This is a genomic window from Mesorhizobium sp. M0983 (genome assembly GCF_040318975.1).
Classification (GTDB): Bacteria; Pseudomonadota; Alphaproteobacteria; order Rhizobiales; family Rhizobiaceae; genus Mesorhizobium.
This window is the reverse complement of the sequence record NZ_JAMYNH010000004.1, coordinates 130,106-149,418: the sequence shown is the minus strand read 5'-3', so window position 1 is coordinate 149,418 and position 19,313 is coordinate 130,106. Positions and strand designations below refer to the sequence as shown.

The following is a 19,313-nucleotide window of genomic DNA, read 5'->3' as shown; positions in this document are numbered from 1 at the left end:
GGCAATGCCGGCGCCGATCACTCTATAATGGTGACGACGACGCCAGCACCGACGGTGCGGCCGCCTTCACGGATGGCGAAGCGCAGCTTCTCTTCCATGGCGATCGGCACGATCAGCTCGCAGCTATCAAGCCCGCCTTACGATTTGACCGGCGTGCTGGCCTGAGCCTTGGCGCCCGAGGCTTCGCGGCAGTTCTCGGGCTGTGGCTCCGATCTGCAGATGCCGGGGCCTGTCAATTCGTCTGCCGATTGATGCCCGGTTGTCAGCCCGTATTTCAGCATCCTGTCGAGTTCGAGCTGCCGTTCGACTGAATTCAGCTGAATTGCGGTAAACAGACCGGGGCCGATGGCCATGTCCTCGAGATAGGCCTTGACCTTTTGCTCCTGCCCTACCGAATGCACGCTCAACTGTGCACGCGGGCCGACGAGGCGTTTGACACCGCCGGCGAGCATGATCGGACAGGCCGAGCCGCACGCGCCGCCAGCATCGACCGTCAGTCCGTTATAGACGCCGTCTTCGGCCGTGCAGTCGGCCTGCCGCGGTTCGCAGCCAATGAAATCTGTCCGCGCCACGGTGACGTCGAGCTTGCGTTCGCGGATCAGCCTTCCGGCCGCCAAAGCACCGAGCACATCACCACCCGGCGAGTTGATGACGATGGGCAGACGCCGGTCGCCGACGCCGTCCAGCAGTTGGCGCAGTTTTTCGGGCGTGTCGGCGGTAATTGTGCCTTCGGCCGAGATCCATTCCGGGCAGTTGGGATTGCAAAGCGGATTGCTGCCGCGGACCAGGACGAAGCGCATGTCTGCGGCCTCCTTCGGCCGCGTGGTTTCGTGCCCTGCGGGTGCAGGCTCGGCGTTCGCCACCACTTCGCCGGCCGGCTTCGCGACATTCGCCGGCGCCGGCAGCTCCCTACAACTCGCCGGCAACGGATCGGATTTGCATAGGGTTGGCGCGGTCAGCAGGTCGACGGCATCCAAGCTGGTGACGAGATTCATTTGCAGCATGTCGTAGGGAACCAGTTGCTGGATGCTGCTGGCCGGCGTGCCTTTCATGGTCTCGAGCACGCCCAGGCCGACGCCCATCTCCTTCAGATAGGCCGCCAGCTTCCGCTCCAGCGGCTTGTTCATCTCGTAGGTCTTGTAGCTGCCGGCGTTCTTCCGGCTGACGACCTTGGTGCTGAGGATCTTCTTCTTACCCTTCACCACGCGGTAGGTGGTGCGGTACAGCAATTTCGTCCGGATATAGGTCGTGGTGATCTGATGGACGCCGAGAAAGGCCCATTCCCCGACCACGCGCCGGATGCCACCGGAAAACATCAACGGACAGGCGGAATTGCAGATGGCGCCGTCGGCATAGGCATTGCCGAAATAACGGGCGCCCTTGCCGTCCTTTTCCTTGCAGTTTTTCACATCTGGCAGACAGCCGACGAACCGGGTTTTGCCGACGGCGATATCGAGCTTGTTCTTGCGGATCAGGCGACCAAGTGTCAGCGCCGCTTCGACATTGCCGCCGGGGGAATCGACGACGATCGGCAGCTTTCGGCCGCCAAGCGCCTTCAGCGTGCGTTTGAACAGGGCCGGCGTGCCGGCTTCTATCGAGCCTTCCGCCGATATCCATTCCGGACAGGTCGGCTCGCAGCCCGGCGCGCTGCTGCGGACGACAACGAACCGCATCGTCGGGCCGAGATCCGGCGTGGATTTTTCCGGCGTGGATTTCTTGGCATCGGCTGCGAAGGCAGCGTGGCCCAAGGCGAGCAACGACACCAGGCAGATCAGCCCTAACGACCACAATGCCTGACTATGCAAACGGCGCCATGGAACCATTCGGGCAGCCCCCTCGATGCAACCTATACTAGTTACGGCAGAGGCGCTTGCAACAGGATTTGAAGCAAGGCGGTTAATCTATTCGAATCAAAAAGGCGGCCCGAAGACCGCCCTTTCGCATTCGATCTCGACCGGCAACGCCGGCGTTGATTACTCTTTGATGGTGACGACGATGCCGGCACCGACGGTGCGGCCGCCTTCACGGATGGCGAAGCGCAGCTTCTCTTCCATGGCGATCGGCACGATCAGCTCGACATCGACGGTGATGTTGTCGCCCGGCATCACCATCTCGGTGCCTTCCGGCAGCGACACGATGCCGGTCACGTCCGTCGTGCGGAAATAGAACTGCGGACGGTAGTTGGTGAAGAACGGCGTGTGACGGCCGCCCTCGTCCTTGGTCAGGATGTAGGCTTCGGCGACGAACTTCTTGTGCGGCTTGACGGTGCCGGGCTTGGCCAGAACCTGGCCGCGCTCGACGCCTTCACGGTCGACACCGCGCAACAGCGCGCCGATGTTGTCGCCGGCCTGGCCCTGGTCGAGCAGCTTGCGGAACATCTCGACGCCCGTGCAGGTCGTCTTGGTGGTCGGACGGATGCCGATGATCTCCAGCTCCTCGCCGACCTTGACGACGCCGCGCTCGACGCGGCCGGTCACCACCGTGCCGCGGCCCGAAATCGAGAACACGTCCTCGATCGGCATCAGGAACGGCTTGTCGAGCGGACGAACCGGCGTCGGGATGTAGGCATCGACCGCCGCCATCAATTCGCGGATCGCGTCCTCGCCGATCTTCTTGTCAGAATCTTCAAGTGCGGCAAGCGCCGAACCCTTGACGATCGGAATGTCGTCGCCGGGGAACTCGTTCTTGGTCAAAAGCTCACGCACCTCGAGCTCGACCAGCTCGAGCAGCTCGGCGTCGTCGACCTGGTCGACCTTGTTCAAGAACACCACGATCGACGGCACGCCGACCTGGCGGGCCAAAAGGATGTGCTCGCGGGTCTGCGGCATCGGGCCGTCGGCGGCCGACACGACCAGGATCGCGCCGTCCATCTGCGCGGCACCGGTGATCATGTTCTTCACATAATCGGCGTGGCCGGGGCAGTCGACATGGGCATAGTGGCGGGCAGCCGTCTCGTATTCGACGTGTGCCGTCGAAATGGTGATGCCGCGCGCCTTCTCTTCCGGCGCCGCATCGATCTGGTCGTAGCGCTTGTATTCGCCAAAATACTTGGTGATCGCCGCCGTCAGCGACGTCTTGCCGTGGTCGACGTGACCAATCGTGCCAATGTTCACATGAGGCTTAGTGCGCTCGAATTTACCTTTTGCCATAGTCTCTTTCCTTGGACGGCCTAAGGACGGCCTGGACCTTCAGTTCAGTCGAATGCGGGGCGATTAGCGACTAAGGCCGAAAAACACAAGTGCCTTGTGGCTGAGCGCGGCTCACTCGGTTCGAACCCATGATCCGATTTAGGGGATGTGGCCGATATGGGAATGGCAAGACGGAAATGTAAGATGGGCACGACCCAAGGCCGGAGGCGCCACAAACCCTTAATGACACTCCCTTAATGAGACTGGCTTAATGACACTGGAGCAGAATGGCGCCTGGGCACTTGCGGGTAAATGAGCATCATGCGGATTGCCACCATCGCGACAGGGCAGAACCTGCAACGTCTGATCTATCTGGCCATATGCGGCTTGATCTGCACTTACATCGGCGTGCTTGGCATTTCGATATTGATCGGCAGCTGGCTGTTCGACGAAAACGGGCGGCCGCTGGCGACCGACTTCATCGCATTCTGGGGGGCTGGCAAGCTTGTCCTGCAAGGCCGTGCCGCCGATGCCTATAATTGGGACCTGCACAAGAGCATCGCGACCGCTGAAAGCGGTGCTACCTTCGACGGCTATTTTTCATGGCAGTATCCTCCGACTTTCCTGATCGTGACCGCCGCACTGGCGTTGCTATCCTATCCGGCTGCATTGGTTGCATGGATGGCGACCGGGATAACGCTCTACGCCGCCGCCATACGGCTGATCGGGAACACACGCGTTGCGATTCTGGCAGCCATGGCCTGGCCCCCCGTGCTTTGGAATACCGTGGTCGGCCAAAACGGCTTCATTACCGCTGCGTTGCTTGGCGCAGCCATCGCCTCGATCGAAAAACGCCCCGCGCTGGCCGGCCTCTGCTTCGGCCTGCTCACCTATAAGCCGCAATTCGGTCTGATGATCCCGCTTGCGCTCATCGCCGGAGGCTTTTGGCGAGTGATCGGTTGGGCCGCTGTTTCCACCACCGTCATGATCATGCTTTCCATCGGCCTCTTCGGCGCCGAGATTTGGTCCGATTTCTTCGATGCCGCCGCCAAGGTCAACGGCACCATTCTCGTCGATGGTAGGGCTGACTTCTCCAAGCTTCAAAGCCTCTACGGTTTTGTCCGCGCGCTTGGGTGGAATTGGACGCTCGCATGGACCGCGCAGGGCCTGCTCATCGCAGTTCTGAGCGCCGGCATTGTCTGGATATGGCGTCAAAAAGTGGCGTTCGACGTCAAGGCAGCAGCGCTCGCAACCGTGACGATTCTCGCTTCGCCTTACGCGTTCATCTATGATTTCGTGGCTCTTGCCATCCCGCTGGCGTTTCTAGGAAAATCAGGATTTTCGGCGAAAGAAAGCGCTGTCGTGATCGCTGCCGGAATTCTGCTCGTCTCGGGCCCCTCGGACCACCTGGCCACCGCCTTTCTCTCGGCGCTGCTTGTATTGGGCCTGGTGGTCGGCCGCGCATGGCAGGCTTTTCCGACACGCTTGGCTTCGCGGGCTGGAGCGCTCAACGTGAATTGAAGCCATAATCCGTTCGCTTGCCGCTGGAAATCCGTTCGCTTGCCGCTGGCCCATTGCCGCTGTGTCGCCGGTCTGATTTCGTCGGCCGATGCATTTCATCCCGACTGCCATACGAGGCCCGCTGTTCATGGTCGTTTCGACCGGGTCCTACATCGTGAACGACACGATGATGAAGCTCGCAACCGCGGGACTGCCGCCCTATGAGGTGCTGTTCCTGCGCGGCGCTGCGGCAACATTGTGGGGCATTCCGCTGCTGTTCATGCTGGGCTATGGCAAGCAGATTCCGCTGATCCTCGACGCGAAGGTGTTGCGCAGGAACCTGCTCGAACTGGGTGCTATCCTTTGCTACGTGGTGGCGCTCGCCAACATGCAGATCGCCGATTCGACCGCGCTCGGGCAGATCACGCCGTTGCTGATGCTGGTCGGCTCCTCGATGCTGTTTGGCGAACGGATCGGCGGGGTGCGGCTGGCGCTGATCGGCCTTGGCTTTATCGGCGCGGTGATGGTGGCACAACCGACGATGCAGGGGATTTCGGTCTACGCCCTGCTGGCGCTAGGCAATGCCGCTCTGTCCGCGGCACGCGATCTGGCGGGACGCAAGGTCGCCGCCGAAGTGCCGGGGATGGTTGTTGCCATTTCCGCGGTGGTCGTGGTGCTCGCCGGCGCCGGCGTCGCGCATCTGCTTTCCGAGCAGTGGGTCGTGCCTGAAACCCATCACCTGCTGCTGATGGCGGGGGCCGGACTGTTCCTGATCTTCGGCCACTTCTTCATCTTCATGGCCTATCGCGTCGGGCCGACCAGCGTGGTGGCGCCGTTCTACTATTGCTTCACCGTCTGGGCGGTGATTTCGGGCCTGGTGGTATTCCGGCAACTCCCGAATGCGCTGGCCATCTGCGGTATCCTGCTGGTGGTGGCCAGCGGGTTGACAATCGTCTCGCTCGACGAGCGCAAGCGCCGGTTGACTGTCGTCGCCTAGAGCGGAAGTGGAGAAGCGCATGGCAAGCCCGGAAAGCAACCAGCATGCAAGCAACCGCACGCTCACCGGAAAGTGCCTGTGCGGCGCCGTTCAGTATGCGGTGGCGGACGCGTTCATCTATGCCGCGAACTGCCACTGCTCGAACTGCCGGCGCACCACCGGTTCGGCGTTCAAGCCATTCGCCGGCATCGAACGCGACAGGCTGAGCCTGACCAGGGGCGAGGACAATCTCATGATCTTCGGCGACGAAACCGGCCATAACGCGCACTGCAAGACTTGCGGCTCGTTGCTCTATTCGGTGGTCCGCGGCGGTGCCTTCGTGCATGTCGCCATGGGAACCCTGGTCGACGAGCCGACCATCCGCCCGACGCAGCACATCTTTGTCGGCTCCAAGGCGAAGTGGTTCACGATCACCGACGACCTGCCGCAATATGAAGAACACGTGGTCGCTGGAGATGCCGACGAATAGCTGACCGTTAGAAAACGCTCAACCAAATTATCGTTTCGTTTTCGCGTCCGTCGCCAAAGAAACTATACTGTGCTCCGTCACCGAACCTATGTCGCGGGGATTTCTGTGGCATTACCGCCCGAGTGGTTGCCCAATGTTGCGATGAGGCGCGTCATTTGCCATTGGACGGCGGGCTCGCATTCGGCCGGCGATACCGACAAGGATGCATATCACATACTGGTCGAGGGGAATGGCCGTCTGGTCAGGGGCCGGCCTTCGATCGCGCTCAATTCCGGCCGGGTAAAACCGGGATATGCCGCGCACACGCTCAACTGCAACGGCGGCTCGATCGGGGTTTCGCTCTGTTGCATGGCCGGGGCGGAGGAAAGGCCGTTCGATGCCGGCCGCTATCCGATGACCAGGGCGCAGTGGGACGCGATGACCGCGGTTGTCGCCGAACTCTGCAAATATTACCGCATCAAGGTCACGCCCAAAACGGTGCTCTCGCACGCCGAGGTCGAAAGCAATCTCGGCATCGAGCAACGCGGAAAATGGGATTTCACCCGGCTGCCTTTCGATCCGACGATCAGCGGCGCAAGCGGCTGCGGCGAGCGGCTGCGCCGCGACGTGACGGCGGCAATGAGCTCGATGCCAAATCTGCCGGTGAGGATTGGGCGGGATGCCGTATGGCAGCGATTGCTGGAGGAACTATGGCCGATCATGGTGAGAGGGCTGGAAGCCGGCCTCAACACGCTGATCCGCGAAATCCTCAGAAGGATCAGATAGGCGGTCGGCATTCACCCGAATGCCGACGCAACTGCCGGACGGCTTCTATAGAGCCCTCTTGCCGCTGAACTGATGATAGGCCCAGAGGACAACCACGGCACCGACCACGGCTACGATCAGGCTATAGATGTTGAGCCCGGTAACGCCCGACGCGCCAAACGCGCTGAAGATGAGCCCTCCGACGATGGCCCCGACAATCCCGAGCACGATGTCGAGCACAAGGCCTTGCCCGCTTTTATTGACGATCTTGCTGCCTATGAAGCCGGCGATGACGCCGAGAATAATCCAGCTTAATATTGACATTTTTCCTCTCCGTTCCCCGCGCTCGATTACTTCCACATTATTAAGCAAAGCTCAAGCCAACTTGAAAATCATGATTACGGAAAGCTCAAACCGGCTTGAAATTCGCCATGGATGCGTCATTGTCGGAGACGGACGGGCAATTTGACATGGAGATCCACAATGGGACTGTTTGACAATGCCGTTCCCGGCGGCAACGTCGCCAAGCCGCTGATGATCGCGCTCGGCGCACTTTTGGTGGGAAAAATGCTGAGCGGTGGAAGTTCCGCCCAGCCGGAGGCAACGCAAAGCCCTGCCCCCGTCCCGCCTGATACAACAGCATCCGCCGATGGCGGCCTGCTCGGCGGTCTGGGCGGCCTGCTCGACAAACTGAAGGACGCCGGCCACGGCAACGTCGCCAATTCGTGGGTCGGTACCGGTCAGAACCAGCCGATCAACCCCAGCGATCTGGGCAGCGCTCTCGGGCCACAAATCATTCAGGAGATCGCGCAAAGGACGGGGCTGAACCAGCAGGACCTGCTCAAGCAACTGTCCGCAGCCTTGCCAGGGCTTGTCGACCAGCTGACGCCGAACGGGCAAGTGCCGCAGCAGAACCAGCTCGCGTCCATATTCAGCAAATTCGCGAGTTAAGGCATGTCGCCCAACACCGCCTGCGGTTTGGTACAACGACATGCATAAAACAACGGATTAAGGTCGTTGCGCGTCCGTCTGGACGCGCAACCAACACTTTGAATTATCGGCAAAGCGCTTCACTTGGCAGTGCCTGCTTCGGGATCGTGCGCGAGGGACGCCGCGGCTGCGGGAAATCTGGAGCGGGTAGCGGGAATCGAACCCGCATATTCAGCTTGGAAGGCTGCTGCTCTACCACTGAGCTATACCCGCGCCTTTCAGTCAAGCATCGGATACGCTCCGACGCTCGCTCTGCGTTTCAGGGCTTCCGGGCCGGCAGTGGTGGAGAGGGTTGGATTTGAACCAACGTAGGCATAGCCAACGGATTTACAGTCCGTCCCCTTTAACCACTCGGGCACCTCTCCAGTCTGCCGCCGGAGCCATGCAACGAGGCATCGACGCGTCGCGGCCGCCAAAGCAGCCCTCCCGCGAAGCGCCTTATGGCGGCAGCGCCCAAAACTGTCAACCACAACAGCCCGGCAAAAAGCGCTGAATTTCGCACCTCGCCTGACAAGCACCTTGTGCAGCTGTATCCATCGCCGGACGACACGGCTATAGAGGCCGCCATGAGCAACGATAACAAATCGAAGACCCCGAAAGATACCCACTACGCCAAGCTGCGCCGCGCGCATCGCGACGAGAAGAGCGGCGGCGCGCCGGCGTTCAGGCCACGCCAGCCGGTGCCGCCCGGCGAGAACGCGGCGGACGGGCTGGTGCGGCTTTACGGGCTGCACACGGTGCGGGCCGCACTCGACAATCCGCGCCGCAAGATCAAGAAAATGCTGGTGACGCGCAACGCTGCCGAGCGGCTGGCAATCGCCGATCTCGGCGCTTTGCCCTTCAAGGCGGAGTTGGTCGAACCCAGGGACATCGACAAGGTCACCGGCTCGGATGCCGTGCACCAGGGCGTGCTGATCGAGGCCGAGCCGCTGAAACCGAAACGCCTCGATGCGCTCGGCGACACCAGGTTGGTGCTGGTGCTCGACCAGATCACCGATCCGCACAATGTCGGCGCGATCCTGCGCTCGGCGGTGGCCTTCGGTGCCGGCGCACTGATCACCACGGCGCGCCACAGCCCGCAGGAATCCGGCGTGCTGGCGAAGTCGGCCTCCGGCGCGCTCGAGCATATCGACCAGATCGAGGTAAAGAACCTCGCCGATGCGCTCGGCCAGCTGCACGATGCCGGATTCCAGACCATCGGTCTCGATTCGGATGGACCGGCGGAGCTTGAAAAGAGTTTTTCCGGCGACAGAATAGCGCTGGTGCTCGGCGCCGAAGGCAAGGGCCTGCGCCAGAAGACGCGCGAGACGGTGACGACGCTGGCCCGGCTCGACATGCCCGGCGCCATCCGCTCGCTCAACGTGTCGAATGCGGCGGCGGTGGCGCTTTATGCGGCGAGGAAGTTTCTAGGTTAGGGAATAGGGGAATAAGGGAGTAGGGGAAAGCATATTCACGGTATTCGCTAACTGCACGTCTCTACTCCCTTATTCTCTCCTATTCCCTACTTCCCTACTTCACATCCCGCCATCCGCTCCAGCGCTCGAACAAGCGCCGAGTGATCCTCCTTGGCCCCGCCATTAGCGGCGCAGGAATTGAACAATTGCTGCGTCGTTGAGGTGTTGGGCAGCGCCACGCCGAGGGCTTTCGCGCCTTCCAGCGCGAGATTGAGATCCTTCTGGTGGAGTTCGATGCGGAAGCCGGGTGCGAAGGTGCGCTTGATCATGCGCTCGCCGTGCACTTCCAGGATGCGCGAGGCGGCCAGCCCGCCCATCAGCGCTTGCCTGACCTTGGCCGGGTCGGCGCCGGCTTTTGAAGCAAAGACAAGCGCTTCGGCGACGGCCTCGATGGTCAGCGCGACGACGATCTGATTGGCGACCTTGGTGGTCTGGCCGACGCCGTTGGGCCCGACCAAAGTGATGTTCTTGCCCATCCTCTCGAAGATGGGCCTGGCGCGTTCGAAGGCTGTTTCCTCGCCGCCGACCATGATGGTCAGCGATGCCGCTTTGGCGCCGACCTCGCCGCCCGACACCGGCGCATCGAGATAGTCGCAGCCGAGATCGTTGACCTTTCTTGCAAAGGCCTTGGTCTCGATCGGCGAGATCGAGCTCATGTCGATGACCAGCTTGCCTCTTTTCAGGCCGGATGCGACGCCGTTTTGGCCGAACAGCACGTCGGCGACCTGCGGTGTGTCGGGAACCATGGTGATGACAATGTCGGCGGCACGGGCGACAGCGTCATGGCCGGTGATGGTCTTTAATCCCCTGGTGACCAGATCCGCCGGCGGTTTCGAGCGGTGGTCGCTGGCGACGAGGTGATAGCCAGCATTGAGCAGATGCCCCGCCATCGGCGCGCCCATAATGCCGAGTCCGATGAAGCCGATGGTTTCCATGTCTTTCTCCGTTTCTTGTTAAGGCGGCGTTCCTGCGCGCCCCCCTCTGGCCTGCCGGCCATCTCCCCACGAGTGGGGAGATCGGCAGTTCGCGCTCCGGCCGTTAAACTTTCCCGACCTCGAAAATTGGCGAAAGCGGCGGTGACATCCAATCTCCCTCCTTGTGGGGGAGATGGCCGGCAGGCCAGAGGGGGCGCGCAGGAACGCGACGTGCGATACGTAGCGTCTATGCCGCCGCACTCCCCTGCCCGGCCCCGTCCCGAAACCACCCGAGCCCGGCTTCCGTTCCGCCCTTCGGCTTGTACTCCGCCCCGACCCAGCCGGGGTACCCGATCCTGTCGATGTGCTTGTATAAAAAAGGAAAATTGATCTCGCCCGTCCCCGGCTCATGACGGCCAGGATTGTCCGCAAGCTGGATATGCGCGATGCGGTTGAGGTTTGCCTCGATGGTACGGGCGAGATCCCCCTCCATCATCTGCATGTGATAGATGTCGTATTGCAGGAACAGGTTCTTCGAGCCGACGCGGTCGATCAGCGCCAGCGCCTGGTCCGAGTAATTCAGGAAGAAGCCCGGGATATCGCGGGTGTTGATCGGCTCGATCAGCAGCCGGATGCCGGCCTGCTCCAGCTTTTCCGCCGCGAAAGCCAGATTTTCGGCGAAGACGTCTTCCAGCACGGAGCGATCGACGCCCTGCGGCGCGATGCCGGCGAGGCAATTGACCTGCTCGCAACCCAGCGCGTGCGCGTAGGTGACGACCTTGGCAATGCCTTGCCGGAACTCCGGGATGCGGTCCGGCAGGATCGCGATGCCGCGCTCGCCCTTGGCCCAGTCACCGGCAGGCAGGTTGAACAGGACCTGCGTCAACCCGTTCTGCTTCAACCTTGCCGCAACGACATCCGGCGCATGGTCATAGGGACCGATATACTCGACACCCCTAAAGCCCGCTCGGGCGGCGGCATCGAAGCGGTCGAGGAAGTCGTGCTCGCCAAAGAGCATCGAAAGATTGGCTGAAAACCGTGGCATGGCAGTAATTCCTCATAAAACAGCTAGTCGAGCATGACGATCGCCGTCGGCGCGTCTTCGTGATGCTCGGCAAGCTCCTCGAACTCGGTGATCTTGTCGATTTCGGTGCCCATCGAAACGTTGGTGACGCGCTCGAGGATGAATTCGAGCACAACCGGAACCTGGTGCTCGTTCATCAGGCGCTGCGCCTCCTCGAAGGCACCGGCGAATTCCTCCGGCTTGCGCACCCTGACGGCCTTGCAGCCCATCGCCTCGGCGACAGCGACGTGGTCGACGCCGTAGCCAGCTTCGGCATCGCCCTGTCGATTGACGTTCTCGAAGGCCAGGCTGACTTCGAAATCCATCGAAAACCCGCGCTGCGCCTGGCGGATCAGGCCGAGATAGGCATTGTTCACGACGACATGGATGTAGGGCAGTCTGTGCTGCGCGCCGGCTGCCAGTTCCTCGATCATGAACTGGAAATCATAATCGCCGGAAAGTGCGACAATGGTACGGTCCGGATCGGCGGCGCGAACGCCGAGCGCCGCCGGCAATGTCCAGCCGAGCGGCCCGGCCTGGCCGCAATTGATCCAGTTGCGCGGCTTGTAGACATGCAGGAACTGCGCCCCGGCGATCTGCGACAGGCCGATCGTGGTGACGTAGGTGGTGTCGCGGCCGAACGCCTTGTTCATCTCCTCGTAGATGCGCTGCGGCTTCAGCGGCACCTGGTCGAAATGCGTCTTGCGCTTCATCGTCTTCTTGCGCTGCCGGCATTCGCCGGCCCAGCCCGACCAGTCGCGCAATTTCCCGGCCGTCCTCCATTCGGTGGCGACGTCGAGCAGCATTTTAAGCGCCGCACCGGCGTCCGAGACGACGCCAAGGTCCGGCGCGAAGACGCGGCCGATCTGCGTCGGTTCGATATCGACGTGGATGAATTTCTTGCCCTTGGTGTAGACGTCGACCGAACCGGTGTGGCGGTTGGCCCAGCGGTTGCCGATGCCTAATACGAAATCGGCTTCGAGCATCGTCGCATTGCCGTAGCGGTGCGAGGTCTGCAGCCCGCACATGCCAGCCATCAGGCGGTGGTCGTCGGGGATCGCGCCCCAGCCCATCAGCGTCGGAATGACAGGCACGCCGGTGACTTCGGCGAATTCGATCAACAGGTCCGACGCATCGGCGTTGATGATGCCGCCACCGGCGACGATCAGCGGCTTGTCGGCCGCATTGAGCATTTTCAGGGCCTTCTCCGCCTGAGCGCGCGACATTGCCGGCTTGAACGGCACCAGCGGCTCATAAGCATCGATGTCGAACTCGATCTCAGCCAGTTGCACATCGACCGGCAGATCAACGAGAACCGGCCCCGGCCGCGACGAGCGCATCAGATGGAACGCCTTCTGCAACGCCATCGGCACCAGATAGGGTTCCATGACGGTAACAGCCCATTTGGCGACGGGCGCGGCGATAGCGGCGATGTCGACAGCCTGGAAATCCTCTTTGTTGAGGCGAGCCCGCGGCGCCTGCCCGGTGATGCAGAGGATCGGGATGGAATCGGCAGCGGCCGAATAGAGGCCGGTGATCATGTCGGTGCCGGCGGGACCAGAAGTGCCGATGCACAGACCGATATTGCCCGATCTGGCGCGGGTAAATCCTTCGGCCATATGCGAAGCCGCCTCGACGTGCCGCGCAAGGATGTGGCGGATACTGCCCCTCGCCTTCAGCGCCGAATAAAGCGGGTTGATCGCAGCACCCGGCACGCCGAAGGCACAGGAAATGCCTTCTTTTTCGAGGACGAGAACCGCTGCGTCGACTGCGCGCATCTTGGCCATGTCAGCCTCCACGGAATTGTTGATGGCCGATGATGCCAGTGCGCCGACTATTTTTCAATTTTTTCAGAATATTTTTTCATTTCTAGAGAGCGGCTCTTGTGAATTGAATTGATTGGCCTTTCTGTTTTCCATGAATTCGCTTCGCAAATCGATGAAAAACTTTTTCATTGCTTGCTTGGGCGAACAGGGGAAGAATGGATCCATGGAAACCACCGAAAAACGCCAGCGCGGCCGGCCGCGCGCCTTCAACGGACCGTCCGAGGCCGCTTCGGTGCAGTCGCTGGACCGGGCGCTTCGCATCCTGGCAATCGTGGCCGACGGCAGTGGCCTGTCGCTGAGCGAGATCGCCGCCAGTTCCAGTCTGCCGGCATCCACCGCCTACCGCATGCTGACGACGCTGGAGAACCATGGCATGGTCGAGTTCGACGGCACCGACCAGCTGTGGTCGATCGGCGTCGAGACCTATCGCATGGGCGCGGCGTTCCTGCGCCGCCGCAAGCTGGTCGATCGCGCCCGCATCGTCATGCAGGAATTGATGGAGAAGACCGGCGAGACCGCCAATCTCGGTGTCGCCGAGGACGATTGCGTCGTCTTCGTCAGCCAGGTCGAGACGCACCAGGCGATCCGCGCCTTCTTCCGGCCGGGCACGCGCAGTTCTTTCCACGCCTCGGGCATCGGCAAGGCGGTGCTGGCGCATCTCGAGCCGGAGCGCGTCGCCACTATCCTGCGCCGGGCCGGGCTGGAGCGCTTCACTGAAAACACGCTGTCCGACATCTCGGCTCTCGCCCGCGACCTGGTGACGATCAAGCTGCGCGGCTGGTCAGTAGACGACGAGGAGCGGCATCCGGGCATGCGCTGCGTTGCCGCCGCCATCTTCAACGAGTTCGGCGAGCCGATTGGCGGCGTTTCAGTCTCCGGGCCGACGGTGCGGGTCACGCCGGAACGGCTGGCCGAGATCGGCCCGTTGGTGCGCGATGCAGCTGCGGAGGTGACGAGGATGATCGGCGGCCTGCCGACACCTCCCGGCCTTGGCAGCGAACCGAGCGCATGGCAGCGCTGACCAGCGCCGAATGGTGCGACATCTGCCAGGATGGCCAGAGCTAGGCCCCGGGCACCGCGCTCTTGGTCGATAGGTCGTAGAAATCAAGCAGCATCGCCAGCCCAACTCCGCAGGCGGTGAAGATGAGGCCGGCAATGAAGATGCGATTGGCGCGTTCATAAACGCGCCGTTGTAGACACGTTATGTCGAGCAGCAACCGCAGCGCTCGTATCTGCAGGGCAATGCCGATCAAAATCGGCACGACGGCGGCCAGGTGATAGATTTCCCATGGTATCGGGTTGGCGGCCCAATGCGTGATGAAGCCCAGCGAGAACGCCAGCAGGATGCCGACGGTGGTGATTGTGCCGTTGCGGAAAATCGTCTCGATCGGCTCTTCGTTCGGATCGTGCTCGCCCAAGCGCCCTCTCCCTGTTTCGGCTCGGCAGTAGATTGCTGTTCGGCTTGTAGATTAGGCTGCTGGGAAACCCCTGTACATCGGCAAGAGCCGAACGGCGGGATAAGGCAGTTTTCAGTGTTGGCGATTGGCGAAAGCCGTGCGGCAATCCAATCTCCCCCCTTGCGGGGGAGATGTCCGGCAGGACAGAGGGGGGTGCGAAGGATCGCAAATTTTCGATTTAGCCCATTCCGAACGTCTTGAGGGGGAGGCTCCGATTGCCTGGCAAGTAGTGCGGGGCAGCACCCCCCTCTGCCCTGCCGGGCATCTCCCCCGCAAGGGGGGAGATTGGCAGTTTCGTCGACGGCGCCCAATTCAAAAATGATGAGCTATGCCGACATTGGCAGTCGACCATTCGAATAGGAACTCAGACATACAGAAAAAGGGGCGGTGGGATGCCCCTTCTTCCGGTTGCCTGAAACGGTCACCTCCTCTCAAAACGGGCGGTAGTGGCTCTCAAAGGTGGCAGCGATGGCGATAACCGTCGTACCCGACATAGGTGTCCGAGTACGGGTCGTAGCTCTGGTAGCGATTGAGGCAGCGCCGGACATGCCAGGAGCCGCCGTCTTCCTCGATATAGACGGTGCGCGGCTGGGCGAGCGCGCTGCCGAGCAGGAAGCCGCCGACACCTGCAGCAATGCCGATGCCGAGGTGCTTGTTGTAGTGCTTGTGATGGGCGGCCGAAGGCTGAACCGTACCAACCAGCATGGCGGCGGCGACGGTGGTGGCGACGAGGCCGGAAACGATGGTGCGTTTGAACATGACGATCTCCTTGTTGTGAGAGGCGACCCACCGCCTCTTGACCGTCAGTCGTCGCAACAAGGAAAAAGGTTCGAAGATCTTTTTGGATTTTTTCTCGAAGGGAGAAATCGCCCGGCCTGATGCGTCGGCCGCGACCACGAACAGTCGCCGGTCGACAGTTCACCGGAACAATCGGCAGACCTCAGCCCATGCCGGTGATATGGCGAAGCCAGAAGGCGAGCGCGATGAAGCCGATGATGGTGGTGACGCCGGTCCAGTCGATATTGGCGCGCTTCAGATCCCTGACGAGCTTCACCAGGAGAACCCAGGCCACGACGACGAGCGGGAGAATGATGACAAACCTGATCATGCGACAGCCTCGCTGATGCGATTGCACCTTCGGTCAATATAGGAAGCGAATTGGCCGTTTTCAGGACGCCCTGGCGGCAGAACCGGCGCGGTCGCGGCAGCCGAAAACGGAGTTTTGTCTTTACTGGCGCAGCAAATATGCTAACCCGAGCGCCGTGCCCTTGTAGCTCAGCTGGTAGAGCAGCGGTTTTGTAAACCGAAGGTCGGCGGTTCGATTCCGTCCGGGGGCACCAGTGCGGGCTTCTTGAGACCTCGGGGGCGCTTGATATCTGCTCGTCCCCGATATCCACAGGCCGGGGCCGTCAGATCGGTAGCACATCAGCTTCAACGCATATATTCCCTAGCGGAAACCATAGTTCCCTAGCGGAAAACCTAGGAGTCTTCGTTGGAGCAGAAACGCACGACCGCCCCCTTCATCAACGGTATGTTTGGCGGCCTTATCGTCTTCGCCTTCGCGCTTGGTTTCCGTTTCCTGATAAGTCCCGATCCCGATCCAGCATCAAGAGCAACGACAAGCCTTTCCGTACTGGCCTTTGCGATTTGTTTCGGCGCGGCTTTCCTCCGCGAGCATCGACGCCAGATTGCCGCCGCCAGAGAATATCTAAGCCGCCCAAGATCGTACTAGGGGCGTACGTGTCGGGACCGTCCTCGTCGGGTCACCAGAAACTTCCGTGAAATTGCTGGCAAAATCTGTCGCCAGACAACGAGCTAGCATCTCATATCTGGAAACGCTGAGCCCGGGCGTGTCTTCGCCGTTGCAGAGCCGTCATTTCGGCCCGCTCTCCCGGCCTCGGCCATCTCGTACCATTCGATTAAATTGCTCCTGTGTATATTAGCACTCGCTCAATTAAGCGCGCCGACAATGTCGGTGCGGCGGGCCAAAAACCAAAGGGTGTTGTCATGCGAAGCGATTTCGCCGCGGCGCGCGAGCTTTTGGAGTGCGCACAAAACCGCCTCTGCGGCGCGGATGAAACGAGCCGGCGCGTCAACGAGGCCCTCGACGCGCTGATTGAAGAAATAGCCATCGCAGAATTCCGCAAGGCGCCGCTGACGGTCGTGCCGTTTCCGCGAGCGCGGCCTCCAAAGCATGTTCGGTAGGGCGTCGCGCCTGTGTTAACAGAACGTCGGCGCCTGTAGGCGTTGAAGCACCATGCCTTCAACCGTATAGTTGGCGGCGCTGATGCTATGAACCCACGAGCTGATCCATGTCACGCTGTGGAGATGTCTACGAGAACAAGGTGACCGGCGAATATGCTGTCATCCTGCGTGGCACGGAAGACCGCGGAGATGGGCCAGGCATCGCCCATCTGACCGCTCGGCCGGGAGCCGCAGTGGTGGGCGAGCACTTCCACCCGAACCTGACGGAACGGTTTACCGTCCTCGGCGGCCGGCTCGATGCTTGCATCGCCGGGAAGACTTTGTCTCTGGGGCCTGGCCAATCCGCCGCGATCGAAGCAGGCGTCGCACATGATTGGTGGAACAGCAGCAAAACCGAAGAAGCGCATGTCCTGGTCGAAGTCGACCGGGCGCCGGGTGCGGACGATATCGACCCGAACCGTTTCGAGCTGCTGATTGGCATGCTCTTCGGCCTGGCCAATGCCGGCAAGGTGGACAAAAAAGGCAGGCCTTCGCCGCTTCAGGCGGCGGTCATCGCCAGGGAATTTGCCGACGTTATCGTCTTCACGCACCCGCCACCTGCGATTCAGCGAGTGGCGCTGGGGATCCTGGCGCCACTCGGCCATCTGCTCGGCTATCGCGCGATCGACCCCGGCTATTGCAAGCCGCACGGGCACGTCACGCCGGCGCCCGAAGCCCTCGCTCGGGCAGGTCTTTCGGCTGGGTGACTGCAGTCAAACCCCAATCGCCGCCACCAATATCCTATTCTGCCGCCGTATCGCAGTGCGCAGTTCGGCCATCCTCGCCCCGTCGCGCTTCACGAACTCGATGAACATCATGTTCATGTTGTTGAACACCAGTTCGCCCAAGGCGTGTCCATCGATGTCGCGGCGCACCAGGCCGAGCGCCTGCAGGTGGGCGATCAGCGCACGGATCTGCTCGGTCAGTGCCCGGTCGAGCGCGGTATAGGCCTGGCCGAACGGGCTGTCCGGCAGTTGCGTCGAGATCGCCATCGCCTGTCGCCACATCTCCTTGCTGAGATAATGCAGCGAATGCTCGATATAGATGCCGAGCAGTGTGTCCAGCGCGTCGCCGACATTGGCCGGCGGGTTGGCCACCACGCCGCGCCCGGCATTGAGCACTTCGTTGACCTCCATCGAAACGATGGCGCCGAGGATGTCGCCCTTGTTCTGGTAATAATTGTAGATCGTGCCGACCGAGACTTCAGCCTGCGCGGCAATCGTCTCGATCTTGGCGCCTTCATAACCGGCATCGCGGAAAAGCGCCGCCGCCGCCTCGATGATGCGGCGGTGCCGATCCGCCTTCTGCCTTGCCCGCAATCCGCTCATAGCGGCTGTTTGCCACAAAAACAGAATTGACTCAATTTTAGAATTGGTTCAATTTTTTGCCACAAGCCAAAAAAGGCAAGGGAGAACACTCGATGTCCATCAATCCAAAGACCCCCAATCCAACTACCAGGAATACGATTTCGGTTCTGAAGAGCCATCTCCACAGCGCATGTGCCGCGGCGGCACTGCTGCTGGCGACGGGCAGCCTCGCTCAGGCGCAGGACCTCAACGCGCTGATCTGGTGCGATCACGCCGATCCGGCGCTGTTGCAGCCTTTCGAGGAGGCCAACGGCGTCAGGGTCAATGTCAAGGAGTTCGAAGGCACCGGCGCTGGCCTGGCGATCGTCGAACAATCGCAGCCCGGCGATTGGGACGTGATGGTGATCGACAGCATCGACATACCGCGCGGCGTCGAAAAAGGCCTGTTCGAGCCACTGCCGGAAGACAAGCTGCCGCTGGCCGACCTGTTTCCGCAGGTGAAGATGGATAGCTCCACCGTGGTCGACGGCAAGCGCTACGGCATCACCGAAAAGTTCGGGTACAACACGATCGGCTACAACAAGACCAAAGTCGACCCGGCCGACATGCAGTCGATGGCGGCGCTGACCGGCGATAAATACAAAGGCAAGATCGCCATCTACGACTATTACCTGCCGGTCATCGGCATGGCCGCCCTGGCGATCGGCAAGAAGACGGCGGAACTGACCGAAGCCGACCTTCCCGCCATCAAGGAACAGCTGCTCAAAATGAAGGCCAATGCCAAGCTGGTCGGCGAAGTGACCGCCAGCCAGACAGCGCTGGCGACCGGCGAGGTCGACATACTGGTCGGAGGTGGCGAATGGGTGACGGCGGGGCTGGCCAAGGAAAACCCGGCGCTCGACTTCTCGATCCCGAAGGAAGGCGCCGTGCTGTGGTCGCAGTCGCTGGCAATGTTCAAGGATTCCAAGAACAAGAACCTGGCACTTAAATTCATCCAGTACATTATGAGCCCCGAAGGCCAGGCGCGGCTCGCCACCTCGTCCTGCTATTGGGGCATGCCGGCCAACACCAAGGCGGCGCTGAGCGACGAGCAGAAGAAGATCCTGCGCTTCGACGAGCAGGAGGAATTCCTCGCCCGCGCGCAATCCTATCCGGCGCCGAATGCCGATCTCGACAAGAAGATGCAGGACGTCTGGACCGAAATGCTGCAGGCGCAATGA

Annotated in this window: 21 protein-coding genes, 3 tRNA genes and 1 pseudogene; 12 read left to right on the top strand and 13 right to left on the bottom strand. The window is 61.4% G+C overall.

The features are described 5' to 3' along the window. Nucleotides 1–17: 17 nt before the first annotated feature. The 3 genes and pseudogenes from NKH71_RS09845 to tuf form a co-directional block, all read right to left on the bottom strand. Nucleotides 18–116: pseudogene (locus NKH71_RS09845) on the bottom strand (EF-Tu C-terminal domain-related protein); the annotation flags it as partial. 21 nt (nt 117–137) lie between these two features. Further along, a complete protein-coding gene (locus NKH71_RS09840) occupies nt 138–1,823 on the bottom strand; it encodes a COG3904 family protein (RefSeq protein WP_023721630.1) in 1,686 nt (561 codons plus the stop codon). Nucleotides 1,824–1,973: 150 nt separating this feature from the next. Next, on the bottom strand, nt 1,974–3,149 hold the full coding sequence (gene tuf, locus NKH71_RS09835) for an elongation factor Tu (protein WP_127294065.1): 1,176 nt from the start codon (nt 3,147–3,149) through the stop codon (nt 1,974–1,976). 300 nt (nt 3,150–3,449) lie between these two features. Here tuf and NKH71_RS09830 point away from each other — a divergent pair, with 300 nt between their 5' ends. The 4 genes from NKH71_RS09830 (at nt 3,450) to NKH71_RS09815 (ending at nt 6,859) form a co-directional block, all read left to right on the top strand. Further along, entirely contained in the window at nt 3,450–4,649 is a 1,200-nt protein-coding gene (locus NKH71_RS09830) for a glycosyltransferase family 87 protein (protein ID WP_352894829.1), read from the top strand. 88 nt (nt 4,650–4,737) lie between these two features. Further along, the gene (locus tag NKH71_RS09825) at nt 4,738–5,625 is read left to right on the top strand and encodes a DMT family transporter (RefSeq protein WP_352643576.1); all 888 of its coding nucleotides are present in this window, start codon (nt 4,738–4,740) and stop codon (nt 5,623–5,625) included. A gap of 19 nt (nt 5,626–5,644) precedes the next feature. Then, nucleotides 5,645–6,094, top strand: a complete 450-nt coding sequence (locus NKH71_RS09820) for a GFA family protein (protein WP_352844905.1) — start codon at nt 5,645–5,647, stop codon at nt 6,092–6,094. Between the two features lie 141 nt (nt 6,095–6,235). Then, entirely contained in the window at nt 6,236–6,859 is a 624-nt protein-coding gene (locus tag NKH71_RS09815) for a peptidoglycan recognition protein family protein (RefSeq protein ID WP_352484574.1), read from the top strand. Nucleotides 6,860–6,904: 45 nt separating this feature from the next. On the opposite strand, the gene NKH71_RS09810 is transcribed toward NKH71_RS09815, so the two are convergent. Then, nucleotides 6,905–7,162 (bottom strand): GlsB/YeaQ/YmgE family stress response membrane protein, encoded by a 258-nt coding sequence (locus NKH71_RS09810; protein WP_023717513.1) that lies wholly within the window; start codon nt 7,160–7,162, stop codon nt 6,905–6,907. A 159-nt stretch (nt 7,163–7,321) separates the two neighbouring features. Here NKH71_RS09810 and NKH71_RS09805 point away from each other — a divergent pair, with 159 nt between their 5' ends. Further along, on the top strand, nt 7,322–7,789 hold the full coding sequence (locus NKH71_RS09805) for a YidB family protein (protein ID WP_023717512.1): 468 nt from the start codon (nt 7,322–7,324) through the stop codon (nt 7,787–7,789). Nucleotides 7,790–7,967: 178 nt separating this feature from the next. On the opposite strand, the gene NKH71_RS09800 is transcribed toward NKH71_RS09805, so the two are convergent. Next, nucleotides 7,968–8,041 (bottom strand) — tRNA-Gly (locus NKH71_RS09800). A gap of 67 nt (nt 8,042–8,108) precedes the next feature. Continuing rightward, nucleotides 8,109–8,193: transfer RNA gene (locus NKH71_RS09795), tRNA-Tyr, on the bottom strand. A gap of 201 nt (nt 8,194–8,394) precedes the next feature. On the opposite strand from NKH71_RS09795, the gene NKH71_RS09790 reads away from it, so the two are divergent. Then, the gene (locus NKH71_RS09790) at nt 8,395–9,243 is read left to right on the top strand and encodes a TrmH family RNA methyltransferase (protein WP_023717511.1); all 849 of its coding nucleotides are present in this window, start codon (nt 8,395–8,397) and stop codon (nt 9,241–9,243) included. Between the two features lie 86 nt (nt 9,244–9,329). Here NKH71_RS09790 and NKH71_RS09785 read toward each other — a convergent pair whose 3' ends face one another. From NKH71_RS09785 to gcl, 3 genes are all read right to left on the bottom strand, one after another. Further along, nucleotides 9,330–10,217 (bottom strand): 2-hydroxy-3-oxopropionate reductase, encoded by an 888-nt coding sequence (locus NKH71_RS09785; protein WP_352484573.1) that lies wholly within the window; start codon nt 10,215–10,217, stop codon nt 9,330–9,332. Nucleotides 10,218–10,443: 226 nt separating this feature from the next. Further along, nucleotides 10,444–11,241 carry a hydroxypyruvate isomerase gene (hyi, locus tag NKH71_RS09780; RefSeq protein WP_023717510.1) on the bottom strand — a complete coding sequence of 266 codons (798 nt, stop codon included), beginning with the start codon at nt 11,239–11,241 and terminating at the stop codon, nt 10,444–10,446. A gap of 23 nt (nt 11,242–11,264) precedes the next feature. Then, nucleotides 11,265–13,046, bottom strand: coding sequence for a glyoxylate carboligase (gene gcl, locus NKH71_RS09775; protein WP_352496178.1), 1,782 nt, complete (start codon nt 13,044–13,046; stop codon nt 11,265–11,267). A 202-nt stretch (nt 13,047–13,248) separates the two neighbouring features. Between gcl and bhcR the strand changes: the two genes are divergently transcribed. Continuing rightward, complete coding sequence (gene bhcR, locus NKH71_RS09770) at nt 13,249–14,106, top strand: HTH-type transcriptional regulator BhcR (RefSeq protein ID WP_352484570.1); 858 nt, start codon at nt 13,249–13,251, stop codon at nt 14,104–14,106. A 40-nt stretch (nt 14,107–14,146) separates the two neighbouring features. On the opposite strand, the gene NKH71_RS09765 is transcribed toward bhcR, so the two are convergent. The 3 genes from NKH71_RS09765 to NKH71_RS09755 form a co-directional block, all read right to left on the bottom strand. Next, nucleotides 14,147–14,503, bottom strand: a complete 357-nt coding sequence (locus tag NKH71_RS09765) for a hypothetical protein (RefSeq protein ID WP_023717507.1) — start codon at nt 14,501–14,503, stop codon at nt 14,147–14,149. A 492-nt stretch (nt 14,504–14,995) separates the two neighbouring features. Beyond that, entirely contained in the window at nt 14,996–15,439 is a 444-nt protein-coding gene (locus NKH71_RS09760) for a BA14K family protein (RefSeq protein WP_245278519.1), read from the bottom strand. 43 nt (nt 15,440–15,482) lie between these two features. Further along, a complete protein-coding gene (locus NKH71_RS09755) occupies nt 15,483–15,650 on the bottom strand; it encodes a hypothetical protein (RefSeq protein ID WP_023717505.1) in 168 nt (55 codons plus the stop codon). A gap of 156 nt (nt 15,651–15,806) precedes the next feature. Here NKH71_RS09755 and NKH71_RS09750 point away from each other — a divergent pair. The 4 genes from NKH71_RS09750 (at nt 15,807) to NKH71_RS09735 (ending at nt 17,493) form a co-directional block, all read left to right on the top strand. After that, nucleotides 15,807–15,882 (top strand) — tRNA-Thr (locus tag NKH71_RS09750). 152 nt (nt 15,883–16,034) lie between these two features. Continuing rightward, entirely contained in the window at nt 16,035–16,274 is a 240-nt protein-coding gene (locus tag NKH71_RS09745) for a hypothetical protein (RefSeq protein ID WP_031193539.1), read from the top strand. A gap of 275 nt (nt 16,275–16,549) precedes the next feature. Further along, nucleotides 16,550–16,747: a hypothetical protein gene (locus NKH71_RS09740; protein ID WP_084641813.1), complete on the top strand. Its 198-nt coding sequence runs from the start codon at nt 16,550–16,552 to the stop codon at nt 16,745–16,747. Between the two features lie 107 nt (nt 16,748–16,854). Continuing rightward, complete coding sequence (locus NKH71_RS09735) at nt 16,855–17,493, top strand: cupin domain-containing protein (protein ID WP_023717503.1); 639 nt, start codon at nt 16,855–16,857, stop codon at nt 17,491–17,493. 6 nt (nt 17,494–17,499) lie between these two features. Here the strand turns inward: NKH71_RS09735 and NKH71_RS09730 are convergent, their stop codons facing one another. Continuing rightward, entirely contained in the window at nt 17,500–18,114 is a 615-nt protein-coding gene (locus NKH71_RS09730) for a TetR/AcrR family transcriptional regulator (RefSeq protein WP_352894828.1), read from the bottom strand. Between the two features lie 92 nt (nt 18,115–18,206). On the opposite strand from NKH71_RS09730, the gene NKH71_RS09725 reads away from it, so the two are divergent. Next, nucleotides 18,207–19,313, top strand: a complete 1,107-nt coding sequence (locus tag NKH71_RS09725) for a polyamine ABC transporter substrate-binding protein (protein ID WP_031193537.1) — start codon at nt 18,207–18,209, stop codon at nt 19,311–19,313.

Coding starts and splice junctions, on each gene's coding strand:
- NKH71_RS09785 (WP_352484573.1), bottom strand. CDS start 10,217: ATGGAAACCATCGGCTTCATCGGACTCGGCATTATGGGCGCGCCGATG.
- NKH71_RS09825 (WP_352643576.1), top strand. CDS start 4,738: ATGCATTTCATCCCGACTGCCATACGAGGCCCGCTGTTCATGGTCGTT.
- tuf (WP_127294065.1), bottom strand. CDS start 3,149: ATGGCAAAAGGTAAATTCGAGCGCACTAAGCCTCATGTGAACATTGGC.
- NKH71_RS09805 (WP_023717512.1), top strand. CDS start 7,322: ATGGGACTGTTTGACAATGCCGTTCCCGGCGGCAACGTCGCCAAGCCG.
- NKH71_RS09725 (WP_031193537.1), top strand. CDS start 18,207: ATGTCCATCAATCCAAAGACCCCCAATCCAACTACCAGGAATACGATT.
- NKH71_RS09815 (WP_352484574.1), top strand. CDS start 6,236: ATGAGGCGCGTCATTTGCCATTGGACGGCGGGCTCGCATTCGGCCGGC.
- NKH71_RS09790 (WP_023717511.1), top strand. CDS start 8,395: ATGAGCAACGATAACAAATCGAAGACCCCGAAAGATACCCACTACGCC.
- gcl (WP_352496178.1), bottom strand. CDS start 13,046: ATGGCCAAGATGCGCGCAGTCGACGCAGCGGTTCTCGTCCTCGAAAAA.
- NKH71_RS09755 (WP_023717505.1), bottom strand. CDS start 15,650: ATGATCAGGTTTGTCATCATTCTCCCGCTCGTCGTCGTGGCCTGGGTT.
- NKH71_RS09740 (WP_084641813.1), top strand. CDS start 16,550: ATGCGAAGCGATTTCGCCGCGGCGCGCGAGCTTTTGGAGTGCGCACAA.
- NKH71_RS09810 (WP_023717513.1), bottom strand. CDS start 7,162: ATGTCAATATTAAGCTGGATTATTCTCGGCGTCATCGCCGGCTTCATA.
- NKH71_RS09820 (WP_352844905.1), top strand. CDS start 5,645: ATGGCAAGCCCGGAAAGCAACCAGCATGCAAGCAACCGCACGCTCACC.
- NKH71_RS09730 (WP_352894828.1), bottom strand. CDS start 18,114: ATGAGCGGATTGCGGGCAAGGCAGAAGGCGGATCGGCACCGCCGCATC.
- NKH71_RS09830 (WP_352894829.1), top strand. CDS start 3,450: ATGCGGATTGCCACCATCGCGACAGGGCAGAACCTGCAACGTCTGATC.
- NKH71_RS09735 (WP_023717503.1), top strand. CDS start 16,855: ATGTCACGCTGTGGAGATGTCTACGAGAACAAGGTGACCGGCGAATAT.
- bhcR (WP_352484570.1), top strand. CDS start 13,249: ATGGAAACCACCGAAAAACGCCAGCGCGGCCGGCCGCGCGCCTTCAAC.
- hyi (WP_023717510.1), bottom strand. CDS start 11,241: ATGCCACGGTTTTCAGCCAATCTTTCGATGCTCTTTGGCGAGCACGAC.
- NKH71_RS09840 (WP_023721630.1), bottom strand. CDS start 1,823: ATGGTTCCATGGCGCCGTTTGCATAGTCAGGCATTGTGGTCGTTAGGG.